The organism is Micromonospora sp. ATCC 39149, assembly GCF_000158815.1.
Lineage (GTDB): Bacteria > Actinomycetota > Actinomycetes > Mycobacteriales > Micromonosporaceae > Micromonospora.
The window spans coordinates 3620813-3639314 of the sequence record NZ_GG657738.1; the positions used below are offsets into that span (position 1 = coordinate 3620813).

General features: G+C 72.3%; 17 protein-coding genes and 2 pseudogenes. 11 read left to right on the forward strand and 8 right to left on the reverse strand.

What is annotated here, in order from left to right; translation table 11 throughout:
- Positions 1-13: 13 nt before the first annotated feature.
- Positions 14-1108, reverse strand: coding sequence for a DUF262 domain-containing protein (locus MCAG_RS30885; RefSeq protein WP_157548085.1), 1095 nt, complete (start codon positions 1106-1108; stop codon positions 14-16).
- A 409-nt stretch (positions 1109-1517) separates the two neighbouring features.
- Here MCAG_RS30885 and MCAG_RS15385 point away from each other — a divergent pair, with 409 nt between their 5' ends.
- Positions 1518-1838, forward strand: coding sequence for a hypothetical protein (locus MCAG_RS15385; RefSeq protein ID WP_007073910.1), 321 nt, complete (start codon positions 1518-1520; stop codon positions 1836-1838).
- A gap of 301 nt (positions 1839-2139) precedes the next feature.
- Here the strand turns inward: MCAG_RS15385 and MCAG_RS15390 are convergent, their stop codons facing one another.
- Positions 2140-2778, reverse strand: a complete 639-nt coding sequence (locus MCAG_RS15390) for a class I SAM-dependent methyltransferase family protein (RefSeq protein ID WP_036373576.1) — start codon at positions 2776-2778, stop codon at positions 2140-2142.
- Between the two features lie 91 nt (positions 2779-2869).
- Here MCAG_RS15390 and MCAG_RS15395 point away from each other — a divergent pair, with 91 nt between their 5' ends.
- Together MCAG_RS15395 and MCAG_RS15400 are read left to right on the forward strand one after the other, a co-directional pair.
- Positions 2870-3778 (forward strand): LLM class flavin-dependent oxidoreductase, encoded by a 909-nt coding sequence (locus MCAG_RS15395; protein ID WP_007073911.1) that lies wholly within the window; start codon positions 2870-2872, stop codon positions 3776-3778.
- A gap of 156 nt (positions 3779-3934) precedes the next feature.
- Entirely contained in the window at positions 3935-4468 is a 534-nt protein-coding gene (locus tag MCAG_RS15400) for an alpha/beta hydrolase (RefSeq protein WP_036373578.1), read from the forward strand.
- Between the two features lie 86 nt (positions 4469-4554).
- On the opposite strand, the gene MCAG_RS15405 is transcribed toward MCAG_RS15400, so the two are convergent.
- Entirely contained in the window at positions 4555-5688 is a 1134-nt protein-coding gene (locus MCAG_RS15405; protein WP_007073913.1) for a questin oxidase family protein, read from the reverse strand.
- Between the two features lie 28 nt (positions 5689-5716).
- Positions 5717-6283 (reverse strand): phosphoribosyltransferase family protein, encoded by a 567-nt coding sequence (locus MCAG_RS15410; RefSeq protein WP_007073914.1) that lies wholly within the window; start codon positions 6281-6283, stop codon positions 5717-5719.
- Positions 6284-6589: 306 nt separating this feature from the next.
- Here MCAG_RS15410 and MCAG_RS15415 point away from each other — a divergent pair, with 306 nt between their 5' ends.
- The 4 genes from MCAG_RS15415 to MCAG_RS15430 all read left to right on the forward strand — a co-directional run bounded on the left by MCAG_RS15415 (position 6590) and on the right by MCAG_RS15430 (position 10993).
- Entirely contained in the window at positions 6590-7219 is a 630-nt protein-coding gene (locus MCAG_RS15415) for a septal ring lytic transglycosylase RlpA family protein (protein WP_007073915.1), read from the forward strand.
- 121 nt (positions 7220-7340) lie between these two features.
- Positions 7341-8468: a PP2C family protein-serine/threonine phosphatase gene (locus MCAG_RS15420; protein ID WP_007073916.1), complete on the forward strand. Its 1128-nt coding sequence runs from the start codon at positions 7341-7343 to the stop codon at positions 8466-8468.
- 184 nt (positions 8469-8652) lie between these two features.
- Entirely contained in the window at positions 8653-10509 is a 1857-nt protein-coding gene (locus tag MCAG_RS15425; protein WP_007073917.1) for an acyl-CoA dehydrogenase, read from the forward strand.
- A gap of 214 nt (positions 10510-10723) precedes the next feature.
- Positions 10724-10993: a DUF6458 family protein gene (locus MCAG_RS15430; RefSeq protein WP_007073918.1), complete on the forward strand. Its 270-nt coding sequence runs from the start codon at positions 10724-10726 to the stop codon at positions 10991-10993.
- A 159-nt stretch (positions 10994-11152) separates the two neighbouring features.
- On the opposite strand, the gene MCAG_RS15435 is transcribed toward MCAG_RS15430, so the two are convergent.
- Positions 11153-11683: a histidine phosphatase family protein gene (locus MCAG_RS15435; RefSeq protein WP_007073919.1), complete on the reverse strand. Its 531-nt coding sequence runs from the start codon at positions 11681-11683 to the stop codon at positions 11153-11155.
- A gap of 116 nt (positions 11684-11799) precedes the next feature.
- Here MCAG_RS15435 and MCAG_RS15440 point away from each other — a divergent pair, with 116 nt between their 5' ends.
- Positions 11800-12087, forward strand: coding sequence for a DUF6458 family protein (locus tag MCAG_RS15440; protein ID WP_007073920.1), 288 nt, complete (start codon positions 11800-11802; stop codon positions 12085-12087).
- A gap of 166 nt (positions 12088-12253) precedes the next feature.
- Here the strand turns inward: MCAG_RS15440 and MCAG_RS15445 are convergent, their stop codons facing one another.
- Complete coding sequence (locus MCAG_RS15445) at positions 12254-12931, reverse strand: hemolysin III family protein (RefSeq protein WP_007073921.1); 678 nt, start codon at positions 12929-12931, stop codon at positions 12254-12256.
- 106 nt (positions 12932-13037) lie between these two features.
- Between MCAG_RS15445 and MCAG_RS15450 the strand changes: the two genes are divergently transcribed.
- Genes MCAG_RS15450 through MCAG_RS15460 form a run of 3 tightly spaced genes read left to right on the forward strand, consistent with a single transcriptional unit; the run spans position 13038 to position 15275 of the window.
- Positions 13038-13664, forward strand: a complete 627-nt coding sequence (locus MCAG_RS15450) for an allophanate hydrolase subunit 1 (protein ID WP_007073922.1) — start codon at positions 13038-13040, stop codon at positions 13662-13664.
- Entirely contained in the window at positions 13661-14542 is an 882-nt protein-coding gene (locus tag MCAG_RS15455) for a biotin-dependent carboxyltransferase family protein (protein WP_007073923.1), read from the forward strand. Before MCAG_RS15450 ends, MCAG_RS15455 begins: the two co-directional genes overlap by 4 nt.
- The gene (locus MCAG_RS15460; protein WP_007073924.1) at positions 14526-15275 is read left to right on the forward strand and encodes a LamB/YcsF family protein; all 750 of its coding nucleotides are present in this window, start codon (positions 14526-14528) and stop codon (positions 15273-15275) included. Before MCAG_RS15455 ends, MCAG_RS15460 begins: the two co-directional genes overlap by 17 nt.
- An 83-nt stretch (positions 15276-15358) precedes the next feature.
- Here MCAG_RS15460 and MCAG_RS15465 read toward each other — a convergent pair.
- Positions 15359-17192 (reverse strand): annotated as a pseudogene (locus MCAG_RS15465) (NHL domain-containing thioredoxin family protein).
- Positions 17193-17313: 121 nt separating this feature from the next.
- Positions 17314-18502: pseudogene (locus MCAG_RS33710) on the reverse strand (hypothetical protein); the annotation flags it as partial.

The window sequence follows — 18502 nt, forward strand, 5'->3', positions numbered from 1 at the left end:
AGGTGACCCCCAACTACGAGAACAGTTGTCGACCTTTTGGAATCGTCTTTCTCATTCTTTGGTCAGCACGGATGCCCGTCGAGAATCCTGGCGAAAATTCAGGATCGGACCACAAAGCGCGTTGCTTGTCTAAAACCACCTCGGGAGTTATGCGAGCGGGAGCGCCATGGTAAGCGACTCCGAGGGCTAGGACTTCAAATGCTGTGGCAGAGAAGGGGCCGACCGGTCGCCCACTTGCTGAATTCAACTTGCGGAGTATATCGGCACCCGCTGCTTTATTCAAAACCGAGAACGTCCGTTCAAAAACCGCCTTCATTTCCGCTAGATCTTCATTCGAAATTTCCGTAAGGGGTACCACTTCCTCAGTCAGGAACTCACCAAGGAAGCCTAGCGTCCGCAGATTGCTCTCCGGAATATTCCTCAGGGTGATGAAGCGGAGCGCGATTTCCATATGATATCTTTCCCGAATCGATCTGCTCGGGAGGTTCAGGACTGTTAAGAAATCTACATTGTCCGAAATTTCGCTCAGCCACAGGAAATGCTTCCTGCTGATGCTGACCAGCAGCGAGTTTCTAAGCTCTTGCTCGCTGGCGACACTTCCGAATGAGTTCAAACGTTGAAATAGATCGTACTTCGCCCTCTTGTCGCTCTGCCTCTTGATGATCTTCATATCTAGGCGCGCACGTTTGAAGTCGATCCGTTGAGCTTGGCTCAAGCCCGGGGAATCATTGCCTGGCTCATACGTCATTCCATCCAAGGACTTAAGGAAAGGTGCCTCGTCGCACTTGAATGGAGGAAGAGTTTCCCCGTCCTCGTTCCGCAGTAGGCCCATGAAGTGGAAGATCGTTGAAAGGCGCTGGACGCCATCGACTACGTCCCAGCCGGATTCGCTAGCGGCAACAAAGATGCTGGGTAGGGGAATTCCTAAGAGGATGCTTTCGATCAGCCTTGTTTGCTGCGTGGTTGTCCAACGAAACAGTCGCTGGAACTCGGGGTGGATGTCGAGTTCTCCGTCCCGGTAAAGGTTTGCGACTTCGCCAATTGACATCGGATAAGCGTCCGTTGAAATCTGGCGTCGATACTTCTCAAGCTCTGTCTCTAGCGTCACTGCTATACCATACAAAACCCGCGCCTGATCCACTACATGTCGGCGGAGACGAAGAGGCCCTATCGAGCCGTGAGGATTTGGCGGGGTCAACTGCCGAGTTGTTCTGTTATAGATCAAGGCACCGCGCTGCGCGCGGTGCGGGCGCGGTGGCCCCGTCCGGCGGCAACCGCCCCGGTCGTCTGCGACGCCGGGGCGGGAAGCCGCCGACAGCCGACGGGCTACCGCGCCCGCAGCATCCTGAACTCGGATGACGACCACGACCAGGCCGTGACGATCGCCAGCGTAGCTGGCCGCCGTCGAGCTTTTGGCGATCGGCTGCCGCGCCGGCTTCGCCGGCTTGCCCTCGGCCCTCGCTGGTCACCCACGCCGCGCCAGAGCCGACCACACCGGGTCCGCCTACGCTGTCGCCGTGGACGCGGGCAGGATGTGGCGGCTGTACCACCGGGGCGAGCTGGTCGGCGAGATCGACGAGCAGAGTCACGACTTCCCCTGGACGTACGGCAGGTTCCGCCCACTGCCGGGGTTCGAACCGTTACGCCCGCTCTTCGTCGCTCGGAGCGCCACCCTCGACGCGGACGACGACGCGGCCATGATCCGGATCGACGACGAGATCCGTGCCGCCCTCACGATGACCCACCCGGACGGCCGCCCAGTGGCCGAGTTCCTGCTGAGCATCGAGGACGACGAGGCCGGGTTTCGCTGGCACGACGAGCCGTTCGAGGACGGGTAGCCCGTGCCATTAGCGTGCCATTAGAGCAGGACAGCCAGGGTCAACCCAGGCCACCCGGGACCGCCGTGACCAGGCCGCCGGCCTCCCGACCTGCCACCCATCGTCAATTCCCAAGCTGACAGTGCGGGTTCGATTCCCGTCACCCGCTCCACGTATGAAGGCCCTGGTCAGGACGTGAGTCCCGAGCCAGGGCCTTCGGCGTCTGCCGGCCGGCGAAAAGAACACGATGCCGGCGACGTGGCGGTGTCGTGGTGGCGCGGATACCGCTATGTCGCCGACACGGAGTCGATAACGCCGACGGCTACCGGACGAACGTGAACAGCGTCCCGGAGGCGTCCAGCGGCCGGGGAGCGCCAGTGAACCGGTGCGCGCCGACCGAGAAGAGCACGCCGTCCGGCGCGTGGAACGACCGCTCGGCGAAACCGGCGTCCCGTAGCCAGCCGCGCAGCGCCGGGGTCAGGTCGGGGGCGCGCCGGGTCCGCGTCCAGATCACCGTGGCACCGTCCGCGCACAGTTGCGGCAGGGCGGCCACTGTCCGGCGTACGTCATGGTCGTCGACGTTGCCGAATACGCCCGCCATCAGCACGAGGTCGGCCGGCACCACCCCCGCGTAGGACGAGAGCCGGCCCGCGTCCGCCGGCCGGACTTCGACGTTCGCGAGGCCGGCTCGGGTGGCGGCGGCCCGGGCGGCGGTGACGTTGCGCGAGTCGTACTCCAGCAGCGTGGCACGGACGCGGTGCGCGTCGGCCCGAGTGGCCAGCGCGCCGACGACGTCGTGTCCCTGGCCCGCACAGGCGCTGACGACCGTCAGCGGCTCGCCGGGGCGCTCGTCCAGCCACGCGGTGATCGCCCTCCGCACCAGCCGCAGCCGGCGGGACAGCGGGGAGTTCTCGTCGGCGTACGGCTCGTGCCACGCCTGCCAGTCGGTTCCGCTCGTCACGCCACCGAGACTGCCAGGCCACCGCCGGGGCCGGGTGATCGAAATCCATGCCGGCAACGGCCCCCGCCGGTCGCGCCGTACGCTGGCGATCATGCGGATTGGCATCGTCATTCTTCCGGACCAGCGTTGGTCGCAGTCGCAGCGCCGCTGGCGGCAGGCGGAGGAGTGGGGCTTCGACCACGCTTGGACGTACGACCACCTGGGCTGGCGGGACCTGGTCGACGGGCCCTGGTTCGACTCGATGACCACGCTGACCGCCGCCGCCACCGTGACCTCCCGGATCGGGCTCGGCACCCTGGTCGCCTCGCCCAACTTCCGGCATCCGGCGGCCTTCGCCCGGCAGATCACCGCTCTCGACGACGTCTCCGGCGGCCGGTTCCTGCTCGGCGTCGGCGCGGGCGGCATCGGCTTCGACTCGGCCGTGCTGGGCGGGGAGACGCTGCCGCCGCGCCAGCGTGTCGACCGGTTCGCCGAGTTCGTCGAGCTGCTTGACCTGATCCTGCGCGAGGACGGGACCACCTGGCGGGGCGACTGGTTCGCCGCCGTGGACGCCCGGAACAACCCGGGATGCGTGCAGACCCCGCGGGTGCCGTTCGTGATGGCCGCCAACGGGCCGCGTTCGATGCGGCTGGTGGCCCGGTTCGGGCAGGGCTGGGTGACCACCGGCGCGGGCGGCGAGGACGTGGAGGAGTGGTGGCAGACGGTGACTGACCTCGCCGCCCGGATGGACCGGGCGCTGGCCGAGGCCGGCCGGGATCCGGCCACCCTGGACCGCTACCTGTCCCTCGATGCCGCCCCGGTCTTCTCGCTGAGCAGCGCGGACTTCTTCGCCGAGCAGGTCGGACGGGCCGCCGCGATCGGCTTCACCGACGTGGTGACGCACTGGCCCCGGGCCAGTAGCTGGTACGCCGGGGACGAGGCCGTCCTGGTGGACGCGGCCACCCGGCTCCTGCCCGAGCTGCGCCGCCTTCCGCCCGCGCCCCGCCCTGTGGCGTGGTGAGAAGGGAACCCTGCTCTACCGGAGGCGTTAACAGGGGGCCCTTCCTTACACCTCAGACGAGCCGGAACCGGACGCAGACGATCTGAGTGTCGTCGGTGGCGGGGCGCGTCGGGGCGTTACGGTGGCGGCAGTTAGAGCTGGTGAAGGAGGCGGGTGATGGCGGACCGGCGCGCGGTACTCATTCCGGGGCGGGGCTACGACACCCGGGCACCGCTGTTCGCGTTCGTCGGTGAGGCCCTGCGCCGGATTGGCTTCGACACGCACGAGATCACCTGGCGGGTGCCGCCGGACCTGGGCGCGGACCGGGCGGCGCCCTGGGTGGCCGAGCAGGCCGCCCCGGCGCTGGCGGAGCCGACGCACCTGCTGGTCGGCAAGTCGCTGGGCAGCTTCGCCGCCCCGTTCGCCGCCGATCGGGGGCTGCCGGCGGTGTGGCTCACCCCGCTGCTGCGCCGCGCCGACGTGACCGAGGCGCTCGCCCGCGCGACCGCGCCGTTCCTGCTGGTCGGCGGCACCGCCGATGCCCTGTGGGACGGTGCGGAGGCGCGCCGGCTCAGCCCGCACGTGCTGGAGATCGACGGGGCCGACCACTCGTTGCTGCTGCCCGGCCCGTTGGCCCGCTCGGCCGAGGCGTTGGGCCGGGTATGCACCGCCGTGGAGGAGTTCCTCGGCGCAGGGGCGACGCCGGGATGAGCCGGGCGGCCACCCTGGGCAGGATCGCCGGCTGGGCCGAGCGTCGATACTCAGCAGGAGTGCCCGCGTGAGCCGAGCGCCGACGCTCAGATGAGCTGCGCCGCGTAGCCGGCCGCGGCGAGCACCCGTTCGTCCCCCGTCGCCGCGTGGGCGTCGAGCACCGCGTCGGCGAGCTTCACCACGTGCTCGTCGCCGTGCCGTGCCGCTCGGGCGAAGACCTCCGCCGGGGTGCCGGGGGCGACGGACGGTGGCGCGACGCCGCCCGGGGCGGCGTACACGGCGGTGACCGCCGCCGTCGCGGACCAGGCCGCGGTGAGGCTCGGCGCCCAGAGCCCGGGGTCCAGCTCCGGCAGGGTACGCAGCACAGCCGTCGGCGCGGTCACCGCGTGCACCAGCATGACCGGCTCCGACTGCCCGTACCGGAGGTAGTCCAGGCTCGCCCGGTGCACCAGTTCGGCGAGTCCCCGCTCCGCCTCGGCCGGGGTTCGCGCCGGTCGCAGCGCCGCGAGCGACGACTCCCACTCCGGTACGTCCGGCAGCCGGCCCAGGCGCTCGCGGATGCCGCCGGTGCGGTCGGCGATCCGGGGCAGCCCGGCCAGCGCGGCGGCCATCCCGGCCTGTCGGATGGGCGCGCCGCCCTTTTCGGCGGGTGCCTCGTGTGTTCCGGTCGGCGCGTCGCCCGCTCCGGCGGGTTCCTCCTCTCGGGTCGGCGCGTCGCCCTCTACGGCGGGTGCCGCCGGCGGCGGGGCCGCGCCCGGGACCGGCTGCCAGCGCGCGGCCCAGTAGGCGAGGGCCTGGCCGAGTTCGGTGAGCCGGTCCGGGCTGGCCTCGTCGGCGCGCAGCGCCCGGACGGCGTGCCCGACCCGGATGACGCCGTGGGTGGCCCCGGCGGCGATGCCCGGCAGCAGCCGGGGCCACCAGGTGCCGAGGGTTTCCCGCCACGGCCGCTCGCGCATCTCCCGGTCGAAGTGCGCCAGCCAGTCGCCGGTGCGTTTCGGGTCGCCGAGGGCGGCCCGCCAGTCGTCGATCGGCCGGATGCCGCGTGGCAGCTCGTCGAGCCGCCGGAGGTAGTCGTCCAGCCAGCGGTGCACTCGGGCGTCGTGCCCGTGCCGGGCCAGTGCCTCGACAGCCATCGGGCCGTGGTTCGAAAGCCAGCCCGCGAACTCCGGGCCGGTGCGGTGCAGCCGCCGGTACGCCTCGTCCAGGATTCCATTGCCCATGCTCCGATCGTGCGACTTGAACCTCGCTTCAGGTCAACCCGTCGGGCGACGTCAGTCGGTTGCTCCCGAGCAGGCCGCGTACCCGCAGCTCGATGGCGAGTTCGGGCGGGCAGTCGACGACCACGGCGGAGGTGCCGACGACCTCGGCGCCCCGGGCGGCGCAGATCTCGTACAGGGCGTGCAACTGGGCGCCGGTGGCGACCCAGTCGTCGACCACGAGCACCCGGTCGCTGGGGCTCAGGTGCCGGTCCCGGACGCCCAGGTCGACCCGGCGGCCCAGGAAGTCCGGCGGGCTCTGCGCCCAGGTCGTCGCCCCGGCGAGCAGCCGCCCGTCCCCCGCCTTGTGTGCGGGCACGAAGCCGACCCCGAGCGCCGTGGCGACGAGCGGGCCGAGGAGCAGCCCCGTCACGGCGGGGGCGATCACCACGGTCGGCTGGGCGTCCCGGAACGGCTCGGCCAGGGCCGGCCCGAGTGCCGTAAGCACCGCCGGGTCCCGCCACCAGCCGGAGACGTCGCTGACCAGGTGGGCGCTCTGCGGGCCGGGATCGATCCACCGGAACAGCTCGACGAGGCGTTCGCTCAGCTCAGCGGGCATGTCGCCCATCCTGCGCCAGCTCGCCGGCTGCCCGCGACCCGCCTGCGCCAGCTCGCCGGCTGCCCGCGACCCGCCTGCGCCAGCTCGCCGGCTGCCCGCGACCCGCCTGCCCTGCGGTCCGCCCACCCTGCGGCCCGGTGAATCCGGCCCGCCCGCCCGGGACCGAGCGGGCCACGTCGCCTCGGATGATCGGCCACACGTATGCAGGCAAATCCGAACATAGCACCATGATCACGTTGACTTCGGAAGTGCTTCTCTCGTTACGGTCCGGACCGGTTTGTTCTCCACGACGAAAGGACCGGGCCGGTGGCAGGCAGGCACTCCCGTACCCGATTGTTCTCCTCCCCGGCCGGGATCGCGGCCACTGCGGCGGTCGCGCTCGCCGTCGGCGGCACCGTCGGCGCGGTGCGGCTGACCTCAGGCGAGGCTGCCCCGCAGCCGGCCGTGAACACCCCGGCGAGCGCCCCGGCCACCCCGGGCGTGCCGTCGGCGTCGCCCAGCGCCAGCCCGTCGCGGAGCGCCAGCCCGTCGCCGACCGTCACGGCCAGCCCGAAGGCCACCCGAAGCCAGGCCGCCTCGCGGAGCAGGCCGCGCACCGCCGCGCCGAGGCCGGCCGCCACGACGAAGAAGCCCGCCCCGACCAGCAACGTCGTCGACAGCGGCTCGTGCGGGGCGTCCTTCTACGACGAGGGGCAGCTCACGGCCAACGGGGAGAACTTCGACCCGAGCGCCCTCACCGCCGCCCACAAGACGCTGCCGTTCGACACGAAGGTGCGGGTGACCAACCCGGCCAACGGCAAGTCGGTCACCGTGCGGATCAACGACCGGGGCCCGTTCGTCGACGGCCGCTGCCTCGACTTGTCCCGGGCGGCGTTCGCGGCCATCGCATCGGTCGACGTCGGCGCGTTGACCGTGAAGTACGAGGTCCTGGGCTGACGCGATGACGTCGGCCGGGAACGGGGCAATCGGTGCCGGACCGTCGGGCGCCCCGATCCGGCCGGTCAGAACATCCTCGGCCGACGGGCCAGGCTCATTCACCGGTTCACGTCCATCAGGCATGCTGTCCCTCGTACGCACGCATGCCTTCCAGTCGGGCCGCGGCCCGCTGAGCCCCGGATCCCGCGCCGGTCTCGGCGCGGCCCTCGTCCTGCTCGCGATCATCTCCGCAGTGGAGTTGGCGGACGGCCGGGCGGCGCACTACGTCGCGCTGATGGTCGCCGCTCCCTTCCTCGCCGCGGCGCTGGCCTCCTGGCGGGTGGTGCTCGGCGTGGGGGCCGCCGCGACCGCGATCGGGTGCACCTTCGTCCTCACCGAGCCGAGGACCTCCCTGGTCACCGCGGTCAACGTGGCCGGCATCGCGCTCGCCACCGGGATCGCGGCGGCGGTGGCCGCCGTGCGGCAGCGGCAGGCCGAGCAGATCGCCGAGCTGTCCAAACTGGCGGCGGTGGCCCAGCAGGCGGTGCTGCGTCCGCTCGGCCCGCAGGTGGGGACCCTGGCGGTGGCCGGGCGCTACATCTCCTCGACCGCGACGGCCGAAATCGGCGGCGACCTGTACGAGGCGATCGACACCCCGTACGGCGTACGCATGATTATCGGTGACGTGCGCGGCAAGGGCCTGGACGCCGTGCGGCTGGCCAGCATCGTGCTGGGCTCGTACCGGCACGTCGCGTACGAGCGGGCCGACCTGCGGGCGGTGGTCGCCGACCTGGATCGCGCGGTGGCCCGCAACGTCGGCGACGAGGACTTCGTCACCGCCGCCCTGGTCGAGGAGCGGGGCGGGACCCTGACCATCGTCAATTGCGGCCACCCGTCGCCGCTGCTGTTGCGCCGGGGCGCGGTGATCCCCCTCGAACCGCCCGCGCCCGCGCCGCCGCTGGGCTTCATGCCGGTCGTACGTCCCCGGGTCGAGCGCCTGGAGCCGGGCGACCGGCTGCTGCTCTTCACCGACGGCCTTGGCGAGGCACGCCGGGACGGCGAGTTCTTCCCGACGGCCGACCGGGCCTGGCGGCTGCTCGGCCACGGCACGGTCGGCGACGGGCTGGCCTCGCTGGAAACCGCCCTGGTCGAGTGGGTGCACGGCCGGCTCGACGACGACATCGCCCTGGTCCTGATGGAGTACGCCGGCCACAGCGGCGGGGTGACCGCCCCCGTGCCGAGCTGGGAACTCGGCGCGGCGGAGGGTTGAGGACCCGTCTCCGCTACCCGCTTCCGCCCCCGCTCCACCGTTCGCTTGTGCCGGCCGGGGAACGGGCGAATCGCGGGTGTGTAATCGCCGTCACTTCCACAATCGGCTTGTCGCTGCCTACCCGTGAGTAATACAGTCGGGGTTACTGATCGGTAACACCTGTCCGGAAGCGGGGCCAGCGAGCATGACCCACTACAAGAGCAACCTCCGGGACGTCGAGTTCAACCTGTTCGAGGTCTTCGGGGCGGACCGGGCGTTCGGCCAGGAGCCGTACTCGGATCTCGACGTCGACACCGCGCGCAGCTTCCTTGCCGAGGTGGACCGCCTCGCCCGCGAGGACCTGGCCGTTAGCTACTCGGACAGCGACCGGAACCCCCCGGTCTTCGACCCGGCCACGCACACCGCGCCGCTGCCGGAGTCGTTCAAGAAGTCGTACCAGGCGTTCATGGACTCCGAGTTCTGGCGGCTGGACCTCCCGCCGGCGCTCGACGGCACCAACGCCCCGCGTGCCCTCTGGTGGTCGCTCGCCGAGCTGGTGCTCGGCGCGAACGCCCCGGTCTGGATGTACGCCTCCGGCCCGTCCTTCGCGCACGTCCTGCACGTCGAGGGCACCGAGCAGCAGAAGAAGTGGGCCAAGCTCTTCATCGACAAGCAGTGGGGCTCCACGATGGTGCTCACCGAGCCCGACGCGGGCTCCGACGTGGGCGCCGGCCGCACCCGAGCGATCCCGCAGCCGGACGGCTCGTGGCACATCGAGGGCGTAAAGCGCTTCATCACCTCCGGTGAGCACGACCTGAGCGACAACATCGTGCACTACGTGCTGGCCCGTCCGGTCGGCGTCGAGGGCGTCGGCGGCCCGGGCACCAAGGGCCTGTCGCTCTTCGTCGTGCCGAAGTTCCACTTCGACGCCGAGACCGGCGAGCTGGGCGAGCGCAACGGCGTCTACGCCACCAACGTCGAGCACAAGATGGGGATCAAGGTCTCGAACACCTGCGAGATGACCTTCGGCGAGCACGGCGTGCCGGCAAAGGGCTGGCTGCTGGGCGAGAAGCACGACGGCATCCGGCAGATGTTCATGATCATCGAGTACGCCCGGATGATGGTCGGCACCAAGGCAATCGCCACCCTCTCCACCGGCTACCTGAACGCCCTCGAATACGCCAAGAACCGCGTCCAGGGCGCCGACCTGATCCAGCAGGCCGACAAGACCGCCCCCCGGGTCACCATCACCCACCACCCGGACGTGCGTCGCTCGCTCATGCTCCAGAAGTCGTACGCAGAGGGCCTGCGCGCCCTGGTCTGCTACACCGCCTCCTGGCAGGACCAGGTCGCCATCGCCGAGGCGGCCGGTGACGAGCGGGCGACGAAGATCGCCAAGCGGGTCAACGACCTGCTGCTGCCGCTGGTCAAGGGGGTCGGCTCCGAGCGGGCGTACGAGATGCTCGGCCACGAGGCGTTGCAGACCTTCGGCGGCTCCGGTTTCCTCCAGGACTACCCGCTGGAGCAGTACGTCCGGGACGCCAAGATCGACACTCTGTACGAGGGCACCACCGCGATCCAGAGCCTGGACCTGATCTTCCGCAAGATCGCTCGGGACAACGGCAAGGCCCTCACGACGGTCGCCGGCGAGATCCAGGAGTTCATCACCTCCGAGGGCGGCAACGGTCAGCTCAAGCAGGAGCGGCAGGCGCTCGGCAAGGCACTCGCCGAGGTCCAGAACATCCTCGGCGTGCTGACCGGCTGGCTGGGCGAGGCGCAGGGCGGCGATGCCCGGGCGCTGTACAAGGTGGGCCTCAGCAGCCGCCGGTTCCTGCTGGCGGTCGGCGACCTGGTCGTCGGATGGCTGCTCCAGCGCCAGGCCGACGTCGCCCTGCGCGCCCTGGCCGGCGAGGTCTCCGCGGCCGACAAGGCGTTCTACACCGGCAAGGTGGCCGCCGCGAAGTTCTTCGCCCGCGAGGTGCTGCCCCGCCTCGGCGCCGACCGGCGGATCATCGAGAGCACCGACCTGGAGCTGATGGACCTCCCGGAGGACGCGTTCTGAGCCGCTGACGCACCACAGCTGCCCCCGGACGGCCGGCGAGTCCCCCAACTCGCCGGCCGCGCCGATCGCACCGCGAGCCTGCTCCTCGACCCGGTGCGCCGGACGTCCGCTATCGCCGGTCGCATCCCGGGTACTAGCCCCGCCGGGCGGGTAACCGAGGCCCGGACGTCGTCAGTGAACGCCCAGAGCCACCGCACGTGGGGGTGCAGCGTACATGGGCATTGGTAGTGGAATTTTCCTCATCGCCATCGGCGCGATCCTGACCTTCGCCATCCGGGCCAACGTCTGGTGGGTGGACGTGCGCGCGGTCGGCTGGGTCTTCATCCTGGCCGGGTTGGCCGTGCTGCTCACCACGCTCTGGTTCTGGCAGGACCGGCGCAAGCGGGCGCGGACCCTCATCGTGGAGGAGAACCGGCTGTCGCATCCGACCGCGATGATGCCGCCTCCGCCCGACCCGCCTCCGCCCACGGCACCGCCCTCCTGAGCGCCACCGTGCCGCAGGGGCCCCGGTCGCACCGGGGTCCCTGCCGCTGTCTGCACGCGACCGGCCGCCACCCGCCCTGCTTCGGCCCGGCGGAATCGCCGCGTTGACAGGGGGCCCCTGTACAACGGAATGCGTTAACAGGGAGCCCTTCCTTGCACGTCAGGCGCGGGCGGTGTGGCGGGCGGTGATGTCGGCGCGGAGCAACTCGGCCCAGGGGAGCCGGGTGCGGTGCACCACCAGGTCGCTGGTGCGCAGGCCCTCCTGGTCGGCGCGTTCCGGGTCGAGGAGCGCCGAGAGCAGCGAGATACCCGGGTTGTGGGCGACCAGCAGCACCGTCGACGCCTCCGCCGGGGCCGCCCGGACCAGCGTCAGCAGCTCAGCCGGCTGTGCCTCGTACGCGCCCGGCTCGTAGCGAACCACCGGTGCGGGGCCGGCGGGCCCGGCCTCGTCCGGCGAACCGGTCATGCCCAGCTTCACCCCGTGCCAGGTCTGCCGCGTGCGCCTCGCGGCCGAGCAGACCACCACGTCGGGAAGCAGGCCGTGCCGGGCCAGCCAGGCACCGGCGGCGGCCGAGTCCGCGTGCCCCCGCGCGGTGAGGGGGCGCCGGATGTCCGGGCCAGTCCCCGGTGCCTCCGCCTTGGCGTGCCGTAGCAGCACAAGTGTCCGTAACGTCCCTCCGGCGTCCGTCATGGCCCCAGCTTGCCCGATTGACGCTCGGAGCGCCTGGGTATGTCGATGGATGCCGCAACCTCATCCATGGCCGCGGCGGGTAGCAACGCCAGCTGATAGCCAAGGAGGCGACGAAAATGGGCATTGGTGCCAGCATCTTTCTCATCGCGCTGGGTGCGATCTTCGCGTTCGCCGTACAGGCCGACCTGGGGTGGCTGAACCTCGGCGTCGTCGGCTGGGTGCTGATGCTCGCCGGGGTCGTCGGTCTGCTCACCACCCTGTACTTCTGGAACCGGGGCCGCCGCACCGTGGTCGCCACGCCGGTGCGGGAGAACCGGGTGGTCGCCGATCGGGTCGTGCCGGTGCAGGGCGAGCCCGTGGTCCAGGAGTACCGCGAGGTGCGTCGCCCGGGTCGTACGGTCTGATCGCTGCGGCCCGGCCTACGGGCCGACGACCGCTCAGGACCCCGGGGGCCCCGCAACGGCGCGGGCCCCCGGCGTGTGCTCAGCGGGCCGCTCGGCGCGGTCGCGGTGGCCGGGTGCTGCCCCCGTGCCGGAGCGGGGCGGGCCGGCGTGGGGCCCGGCCGGTGGCTCAGGCGAACAGGGCGAAGTAGATCGCGATGTGGTGGCAGATCGCCGCCACCAGCGTGCAGGCGTGGAAGAACTCGTGGTGACCGAAGACGGTGGGCCACGGGTTGGGCCGGCGCAGCGCGTAGAGGATGGCCCCGACGCTGTAGATCGCGCCGCCGAGGGCGAGCAGCACCAGAGCGGTCACGCCGCCGGAGTGCAGGATCTGCGGCAGCATCGCCACCGACACCCAGCCGAGCGCCAGGTAGAGCGGGGCGGAGACCCAGCGTGGCGCGTGTGGCCAGACCAGTTTCAGGACCACCCCACCCAGCGCGCCACCCCACACCAGGGCGAGCATGGTGGTCGCCTGCCGGACGTCCAGCAACAGGACGCAAAACGGGGTGTACGTGCCGGCGATGAACATGAAGATCATCGAGTGATCCATCCGGCGCATGATCTGGTAGCCGCGCTCGGACCACACGCGACGGTGGTAGAGCGCGCTCGTGCCGAAGAGGCCGCAGACGGTCAGGCTGTAGATGAGGCAGCTCACCAATGGGGCCCAGCCGGGACGGCTGGCGGCGATGGAGCAGAGCACGATGCCGCAGACGAGCGCGACGAAGAACGCGTAGGTGTGCAGCCAGCCGCGCATCCGCGGCTTCCCGATGTCGACCGGCTTGAGTCGAAGCGGTGCGGAGGTCGTCACACACCTAGGTTACGGCACCGTAGGTTACCGTCAAGTAGTGCCGACCGTCGCGGGAGCAGAGGGGTCCTACGCCCCTGCCGGCCCGCCGATCGGGGATCATGACGGGATGCGGATCCGGCCCGTCGGCGCGCACGCCCTGCTGCTCGACTGCGACGACCCCGACCAGGTGGAGGTGTGGCGCGCCGAACTGTGGCACCGCCGGGCGGCCGGCGAACTGGCCGCCGTCGAGATCGTCCCGGCGGCCCGCACGGTGCTGCTCGACGGGGTGCCCGACCCGGACCGGGCCGCCGCGCTCGTCGCCGGCTGGACGCCGCAACCAACCGACGCGGCGACGTCCGCCGGTGGGGCCGCCGCCGAAGTAGAGGTGCCCGTCGCGTACGACGGGGCGGACCTGCCCGTCGTCGCCGGCCACTGGGGGGTGGACGTGCCCGAGGTGGTCGCCCGCCTCACCGGCACCCGGTTCCGGGTCGCCTTCTGCGGGTTCGCGCCCGGGTTCGCGTACCTGACCGGGCTGCCTCAGGAGTGGGCGGTGCCCCGGCTCGCCACCCCCCGCCCCCGGGTCCCCGCCGGCTCGGTCGCGCTCGCCGGCCCGTACGCCGGAATCTACCCCGGCGCGTCCCCCGGCGGCTGGCTGCTGGTCGGGCGGACCGGGCTGACCCTGTTCGACGTGACCGCCGACCCGCCGGCCCGGCTCGCCCCCGGCACCCGGGTACGCCTGGCGGCGACCGCGTGACCGGCCGACCCGCCAACGAACCGCCCCGCCGGCTGGAGGTGCTCCGGGCCGGGGCGCTCACCACCGTGCAGGACCAGGGCCGGCCCGGCTGGGCGCACCTCGGCGTGCCCCGGTCGGGGGCGCTCGACCCGGCGGCCCTGCGACTGGCCAACCGTCTCGTCGGCAACCCGGAGGACGCCGCCGGCCTGGAGATCACCCTCACCGGCTGCGCGGTGCGGCTGACCCGGGCCGGTGCGGTCGCGATGACCGGCGCCGACGCCGACGTGCGGGTCGACGACCGGCCCGGCGACGTCGGCCGGCCGCTCTCCGTACCCGCCGGGGCGGTCGTGCGGATCGGCCCGGCCCGCACCGGGCTGCGCACCTGGCTCGCCGTGGCCGGCGGGATCACCGCGCCGCCGGTGCTCGGCAGCCGGTCGGCCGACACCCTCTCCGGGCTCGGCCCGCCCCCACTGCGCGACGGCGACACCCTGCCCCTCGGCAACCCGGCCGGTGACCCCGCGCCGGTCGACGTGACCGTCGGGCGGCCCGCGCCGGCCGCGCTGCGGCTCCCGCTGCGCCTCGGCCCCCGCGACGACTGGTTCACCCCGGCCGCGCTCGACCGACTGTTCAGCACGGCGTACACGGTGAGCCCGTTGAGCAACCGGGTCGGCGCGCGACTGGCCGGCGCGCCGCTGCCCCGCGCGGTCGCCGGGGAACTGCCCAGCGAGGGGATCGTGCTCGGCGCGGTGCAGGTGCCCGCCGACGGCCAGCCGCTGATTTTCCTCGCCGACCACCCGACCACCGGCGGCTACCCCGTCGTCGGAGTGGTGGACGACGTGACGCCGCTCGCGCAGGCCCGCCCGGGGACTACGGTGACGTTCCATGGACCTCAACGCTGATCTCGGCGAGGGATTCGGCATCTGGCGGCTCGGCGACGACGAGGCGCTGCTCGATGTCATCACCTCGGCCAACGTCGCCTGCGGCTTCCACGGCGGCGACCCGTCCACCATGCGCCGGGTCTGCGCCGCCGCCGCCGAACGCAGGGTCGCCATCGGCGCGCAGGTCGGCTACCGCGACCTCGCCGGCTTCGGCCGCCGGCACATCGCGTACGCCTTCGCGGACCTGCGCGACGAGACCACCTACCAGCTCGGCGCGCTCGACGCGTTCTGCCGGCCGTACGGCACCCGGGTCCGCTACCTCAAGCCGCACGGGGCGCTCTACCATGCCGCGTCGGCCGACGAGTCGCAGGCCGCCGCCCTGATCGCCGCGATCGACGACTACGACCGCGACCTGCCGGTGCTCTGCGCCCCCGGCTCGGCGCTCGCCCAGCTCGCCACCGGTGCCGGCCTGCGGGTGGTCGCCGAGGGCTTCGCCGACCGGGGCTACCTGCCCAACGGCACGCTGGTGCCCCGCACCGCCCTCGGCGCGCTGGTCACCGACCCCGAGCAGGTGGCCACCCGCGCGGTCCGGATGGCCACCGAAAAGACCGTGGTGGCGGTCGACGGCACCGTAGTGCCCTGCCCGGTCGACTCGATCTGCCTGCACGGCGACACCCCCGGGGCGGTGGCTTCCGCCGCGCTGGTGCGGGCCGCGCTCCTCGACGCGGGAGTAGCACTCGCTCCGTTCGCATGAAAGGAGGGGGCCCTTGTTAACGCATTCTGTATAGGAAGGGCCCCTTCCTAACCGCTGCCGGTTCGCTTCCTAGCCGCTGCCAGTCAGGCGTCCAGGCCGCGCAGGACCAGCGGAAGCCGCGCCGGGGCGCCCTCGACCACCCGGACCGGCACGCCCCAGTCCTGACGGGTCAGGTGGCAGGCCGCGTGTTCCGCGTCGGCGTCGCACGTCGCCGCCTGCGCGGTCACCTGGAGCACCCCGCCGGCCACCGACCCGTCGACCACCAACCGGCGGGACAACTCAGTGCCGGTGCCCGCCCCCTCCAGCAGCAGCTCCGGCGGCGACGCCGAGACGACCAGCCGGGTCGACGGCCCGTACGTCTCGTCGAGCTTCTGCCCCGGCGCCGGGGTGAAGACGACGTCCAGCGTCACCTCGCCGGCCGCCACCTCCGTCGGCTTCCGCTCGGTGCGGTGCCGGGGGCCGTCGACCGTGCTCGCCCCGACGGCCGACAGCGCGCCCGGGGCCAGCCGGGCCAGCCGGTGCGCCGCCGACTCGACCACAAGCACCCCGCCGTCGGCGGTCAGCACCAGGTCGCTCGGCTCGGCGAGCCCGCCGGCGACCGTCGACACCAGACCGGTCGCCGGGTCGAAGCGGCGGACCGCCCCGTTGTACGTGTCGGCGATCAGCACCGAGCCGTCCGGCAGCGCGCACACGCCCAGCGGATGCTGGAGAAGCGCGCGGTCGGCCGGGCCGTCGACGTGGCCGAAGTCGAACAGCCCCTGCCCGACGGCGGTGCCCAGGACGCCGTTCTCGACGTACCGGACAGCGCTGGTTTCGCTGTCGGCGACCCAGAGCCGGGCGCCGTCGGCCGAGACGGCCAGGCCGGACGGCTGGGCCAGCCACGCCTCGGCCAGCGGCCCGTCGCGCAGCGCCTCGACCGTGGTGCCGGCGTACATGCCAGCCGTGCGGCGGATCGGGTCGAACCACCAGAGCTGGTGGATGCCAGCCATGGCGACGATCACCTTGTCGTCGTACCAGGCCAGGTCCCAGGGGGAGGAGAGGTCGACCGAGAGCGAGTCGTGGGCGTGGTCGTCCACCGTCGAGCGCCACTGCCGGCCGGTGCCGGCCACGGTCACCACCTCGCCGGTGGCCAGCCGCACGCCGCGCAGCAGGTGGTTCACGGTGTCGGCGACGACGACGTCGTACCCGGCCACCTCGGCCACGTGCTCCGGGAGCCGGCACAGCCCCTGCGGCTCGGCGAACGCGGCAGCGCCGGCCGGCCCGTCGGCGCGCCCCCGGACGCCCGAGCCGATCCGGCGGACGAGCGTCTCGCCGTCCGGGGCCAGCTCCACAAGGGAGTGCCGGGCCGAGTCGGAGACCAGCAGGTTCCCGCCGTCGAGCGCGATGGCCTTGCCGGGGAAGCGCAGGGCCGTCTCCGGCTCGGCGGGCGGCACGTACGGGCCGTCGCCCCGGTGCAGGGTGCCCTTCGCCTCGTGGGTGGCGACCAGTTCGTCGACCAGCCGGGCCAGCCCCTCGGCGTGGCCCTCGCCGGCCATGGTGGCCACCACGTACCCCTCGGGGTCGATCACAGCGAGGGTCGGCCAGGCGCGGGCCGCGTACTGCTGCCACATGTCCAGCTCGGGATCGTCCAGGACGGGGTGGCGCACGCCGTACCGCTCGACGGCGGCGGCGAGGGCGGCCGGGTTCTTTCTCGTGCTCGAACTTCGGCGAGTGCACGCCGACGACGACCAGCACGTCGGCGTACTTCTCCTCCAAGGGGCGCAGCTCGTCGAGTACGTGCAGGCAGTTGATGCAGCAGAAGGTCCAGAAGTCCAAGATCGTGCAACGACCTTTTAGCGACTCGATCGTCAGAGCCTTCCCGCCAGTGTTCAGCCAGGCCCTGCCGCGCAGCTCAGGAGCCCGTACTCGTGCGCTCATCACTCCAGTCTGCCCGACCGGGATGCCCCGACCGGCCGGCACCCCGCGCGGCACCCGTCACAGCCCGGGCGTACGACGGGGCGGTGCCACGGTGGTCCGTGGCACCGCCCCGAAGGGTTGGCTAATTGGCGGACGGCTTGAGGCAGAGCACCTTGTTGGGTACGTCGCCACGCAGAATCACGTGTGGCTGGGTCGGGTCGGCGCACTTCTCCTTGACGTCGACCTTGGACACGATCGTGAACGCGCCGGCCTCGCCACAGGTGGCCGCCGTCGCGTTGCCGCCGGACTGCTTGACGCAGGAACCGACGGCCGGGTCGAACTCCGGGGCGCTGTCGCCGCCCACCTTGCCGAGCAGCATGAGCAGGCCCAGTGGCACCGCGAGGATCAGCACGGCGGCCACCAGCACGGCGGCCAGCACCCGGCCGTTGCGGACTTTCGGCGGCGGTGCCTCGGTCTTCGGCGCGTCCGCCTCCGGCTTGAACGCGTCGAACCGGCCCTGCTCCGGCTTCGGGCCCCAGGCCGGGCCGGATTGCTGCCCCTGCGGCGGGAACCCGACCTGCGTCGGCTCACCGTACGGCGCGGGATCGTGGCCGGGCGCCGTGCCCTGCACGGCGGTGGCTCCACCCACCGGCCCGCCGAACTGCTCGCCCGGGCGGTCGCCCTCGTGCGGCCGGACGCCGTTGACGGGTCGGTTGCTGGCCGGCGGGTCCACGAACGAGGGCACGCCCGGTGGGAAGGTCGGCGGGGCCGTCACGCCGGCCGCCCCGGCCGCCGGGCCGTCGCCGAAGCCGTGCTGCTGGCCGGCCGACCGGTCCGGGTCGTCGCCGAAGCGCTGCGGCCCGCGGTCGTCGAACCGCTGCTGCGGCCCGCGGTCGTCGAACCCGCCCTGCCGGTCGCGCTCGTCGAAACCGCGCTGCTGGTGAGGATCGTCGAAACCGCCCTGGTGGTCACGTTCGGCGGAGCGCCGCTGCGGGCCCGGCTCGTCGAAGCGGCCGGGTTCGTCGAAGCGGCCCGCCTCGTCGTACCGGCCCGCCTCGTCGAAGCGGCCCTGCGGGCCCGGCTCGTCGAAGCGGGACGGCGGCGGGTTGTGCTCGGGGCGGAACGAGCTTTCCTCCGCCTGCTCCGGCTCGTCGGTCGGCTCCGGCCGGGCCGGCCGGCCGTACACCCGGGGCTGCGGCGCGGGCGTGCCGGCGGGACGCAGCGCCTGGTCGGCCGGCGGCGTCACCCGGCTGGCCATCGGCACCGACGCGCTCGCCGAGACGCTGCCCACCGCGCCGGCCGCGGCCTCCCCGGCCCCCGGCGGAGCCACG